4 protein-coding genes are annotated in these 3,504 nt (G+C 66.5%); all 4 read left to right on the top strand.

What is annotated here, in order from left to right; all coding sequences use genetic code 11:
* Positions 1-287: NAD(P)(+) transhydrogenase (Re/Si-specific) subunit beta (locus TSO221_RS34565; RefSeq protein ID WP_146209011.1), on the top strand; the 287-nt coding region annotated here is incomplete at its 5' end.
* 504 nt (positions 288-791) lie between these two features.
* Positions 792-1,481 carry a GntR family transcriptional regulator gene (locus TSO221_RS34560; protein ID WP_109122966.1) on the top strand — a complete coding sequence of 230 codons (690 nt, stop codon included), beginning with the start codon at positions 792-794 and terminating at the stop codon, positions 1,479-1,481.
* A gap of 62 nt (positions 1,482-1,543) precedes the next feature.
* Positions 1,544-3,292 (top strand): oxalyl-CoA decarboxylase, encoded by a 1,749-nt coding sequence (gene oxc, locus TSO221_RS34555; RefSeq protein ID WP_109122965.1) that lies wholly within the window; start codon positions 1,544-1,546, stop codon positions 3,290-3,292.
* A 100-nt stretch (positions 3,293-3,392) separates the two neighbouring features.
* Positions 3,393-3,504 (top strand): CoA transferase (locus tag TSO221_RS34550; protein WP_146209010.1); only part of this gene is annotated, 112 nt, incomplete at its 3' end.

Below are 3,504 nucleotides of genomic sequence, written 5' to 3'. Positions count from 1 at the left end.
AGCTGGAGGACATCAACCGCGACTTCGGCACGGCGGACGTGGCGTTCGTGATCGGCGCCAACGACGTGACCAACCCGGCGGCGAAGACCGACCCGCAGAGCCCGATCTACGGCATGCCGATCCTCGACGTGGAACGGGCCAAGACGGTGTTCTTCATCAAGCGCTCGATGGGCTCCGGCTACGCCGGCGTGGAGAACGAGCTGTTCTTCCGGCCCAACACCATGATGCTCTTCGGCGACGCCAAGAAGGTCACCGAAGAGGTCGTCAAGGCGGCCGAGCACGCGTAACGCCGCGCCTTCCCGCCCGCACCTGGACGAAGCCCCTTCCCGGCACCGCCGGGGAGGGGCTTTCCGTTTCCGGGTGCGCGCCCAAAAAGAAGGCTCCGTCGGCGGTGAGCCGCGGAGCCGTAGGGGGAGGAATCTACAGGGAGGAAAGCGTGTAGTCCCGGGTTCATGTGTAACCCGCGGCTGGTGACGCGAACAGCGTGGATAATGTATACCAGCCATGCGGCACATGAATACGGTATACCAAATATCAGCGACGCGTTCGATCCGGTGGGGCTGAGATGGTTGCACCAAGGCGTCCGGGTGCGGAAAGCAAGGCTTTCAAGGCCGCGTTGACGCTGGGCAGAGGCCGGCATTCGCCTCCCACCAAAACAATTTGACGCCCGAACATATTCGCTTGCGCCCTGATTGGCATCTGGTATACCGTATCTCCAATTCAAACCCACGGACCACAAGATGGGTGGCAACGCCTGCAGGACGCGGCGCAGCACAGGGACGGAAACCGCCATGGATCGTGTGAGATTCTCCGTAGAGCCCCTTGACCAGGGCATGAGCTTCAAGGCGAAGGCCTATCAGGCGCTTCGCCACGCCATCACGCAGATGGACATCTATGGCGAGCGCAACGAGATCCGCCTGGACGAACGCCATCTCTGCGAGGCGCTCGGCGTCAGCCGCACCCCGGTGCGCGAGGCGATGGCGCTGCTGGAGCAGGAGGGGTTCATCCGCTCGCAGCCCCGCCGCGGCATCTACGTGGTGCGCAAGACCAAGGCCGAAATCGTCGAGATGATCACGGTGTGCGCCGCCCTGGAGGGCATGGCCGCGCGCCTGTTCGTCGAGCGCGCGACCGACCTCAGCGTCGCCGACCTGGAGGCCACCTTCGACCGCTTCTCGGAAGGCGAGCTGGCCGATCACGTGCTGGAGTACTCGGACGCCAACATCGCGTTCCACCAGGCGATCATCCAGGCGTCGGGGTGCACCCTGATCGCCGACCTGACCGACCGCTTCTTCATCCACATGCGGGCGATCCGCCGCGTCACCATGCGCCGCGGCCGCCGTGCGGAAAAGTCCATCGTCGAGCATCGCGAGATCATTGAAGCCCTGATGACCCGCGACGCCGACCTGGCGGAGCGCCGGGTGCGCGAGCACACGCTCGGCCTGGCGCACTTTGTTGAAAATCACTGCGATTTTCTTGATTGACCGACGCTGAATCTTCAGGAACTCGGGGAGGAGTTACCGTAATGTCAAGTGCGGCTGCAGTAATGGTCAAGAACCAAGCCAACGAAGCCAACCAGGCCGACGCGCCGCAGACGCTGACGGACGGCTTTCAGCTCGTCCTCGACGCGCTGAAGCTCAACGGCATCGAGAATCTCTACGCCGTGCCCGGGATCCCGATCTCGGACCTGCTGCGTCTGGCGCAGGGCGAGGGCATGCGCGTGATCTCGTTCCGCCACGAGCAGAACGCCGGCAACGCCGCCGCGATCGCCGGCTTCCTCACCAAGAAGCCGGGCATCTGCCTGACCGTGTCGGCCCCGGGCTTCCTGAACGGCCTGACCGCGCTGGCCAACGCCACCACCAACTGCTTCCCGATGATCCTGATCTCCGGCTCGTCCGAGCGCGAGATCGTCGATCTGCAGCAGGGCGACTACGAGGAGATGGACCAGCTGGCCATCGCCAAGCCGCTGTGCAAGGCCGCCTTCCGCGTGCTGCACGCGCAGGACATCGGCATCGCCGTGGCGCGCGCCATCCGCGCCGCGTGCTCGGGCCGTCCGGGCGGCGTCTACCTCGACCTGCCGGCCAAGCTGTTCTCGCAGGTGGTGGACGCCGAGGAGGGACGCCGGTCGCTGGTCAAGGTCATCGACCCGGCCCCGGCGCAGATCCCGGCCCCGTCGGCGGTCACCCGCGCGCTCGACGTGCTGAAGGGCGCCAAGCGTCCGCTGATCATTCTCGGCAAGGGGGCCGCCTACGCCCAGGCCGACGAGGAGATCCGCGCCTTCGTCGAGAAGAGCGGCATCCCCTTCCTGCAGATGAGCATGGCCAAGGGCCTGCTGCCCGACACCCACCCGCTGTCGGCCGGCGCCGCCCGCTCGACGGTGCTGAAGGACTCGGACGTGGTGCTGCTGGTCGGCGCCCGCCTGAACTGGCTGCTGTCGCACGGCAAGGGCAAGACCTGGGGCGCGCCGGGCTCGAAGCAGTTCATCCAGATCGACATCGAGCCGAAGGAGATGGACAGCAACGTCGAGATCGTCGCCCCGCTGGTGGGTGACGTCGGCTCGTGCATCGCGGCCCTGAGCGCCGGCCTCGACGGTTCGTGGACCCCGCCCGCGGCGGAGTGGATCAACACCGTCAACGCGCGCAAGGAGGCGAACATCGCCAAGATGGCGCCGAAGCTGATGAGCAACGCCTCGCCGATGAACTTCCACGGCGCGCTGGGAGCGCTGCGCCGGGTCGTCGCCGAGCGGCCGGACGCCATGCTGGTCAACGAGGGCGCCAACACCCTCGACCTGGCGCGCGGCATCATCGACATGGCCCAGCCGCGCAAGCGCCTGGACGTCGGCACCTGGGGCGTGATGGGCATCGGCATGGGCTACGCCGTCGCCGCCGCGGTGGAGAGCGGCAAGCCGGTCCTCGCCGTCGAGGGCGACAGCGCCTTCGGCTTCTCCGGCATGGAGGTGGAGACCATCTGCCGCTACAACCTGCCGGTCACCATCGTCATCTTCAACAACAACGGCATCTACCGCGGCACCGACGTCAACCCGACCGGTGGTGCCGATCCGTCGCCGATGGTGTTCGTGCCGGACTCCCGATACGACAAGATGATGGAGGCCTTCGGCGGCGTCGGCGTGCACGTGACCACGCCGGACGAGCTGTACCGCGCCGTCAGCGAGGCCATGGACTCCGGCAAGCCGACGCTCATCAACGCCGCCATCGATCCGGCGGCGGGGTCTGAGAGCGGCAACATCGGCAGCCTCAACCCGACCAGCACGGTGCGCAAGATGCCGGGCCAGTAAGGCCGGCGGTCTGTTCAAGAAATGGGGGAGCGGCCCGCTCCCGAGCGGGCGGGCCGCCACGGTCAAAAACTTCGGGAATACGTCAAAAAGGGGATTGGAGATGGGTAAGGCTCTCGACGGTGTGCGGATTCTGGACTTCACCCACGTCCAGTCCGGCCCGACCTGCACGCAGCTGCTGGCGTGGTTCGGCGCCGACGTCATCAAGGTCGAGC

The sequence above is a fragment of the Azospirillum sp. TSO22-1 genome, from assembly GCF_003116015.1.
In the GTDB taxonomy this organism is placed as follows: Bacteria; Pseudomonadota; Alphaproteobacteria; order Azospirillales; family Azospirillaceae; genus Azospirillum.
The sequence above is the reverse complement of the archived record's forward strand: the minus strand, read 5'-3'. Positions and strand labels throughout refer to the sequence as shown.

Bases quoted from the DNA above. Each gene is read 5' to 3' on its own strand.
- TSO221_RS34560 (WP_109122966.1), top strand. From the start codon at position 792: ATGGATCGTGTGAGATTCTCCGTAGAGCCCCTTGACCAGGGCATGAGC.
- oxc (WP_109122965.1), top strand. From the start codon at position 1,544: ATGGTCAAGAACCAAGCCAACGAAGCCAACCAGGCCGACGCGCCGCAG.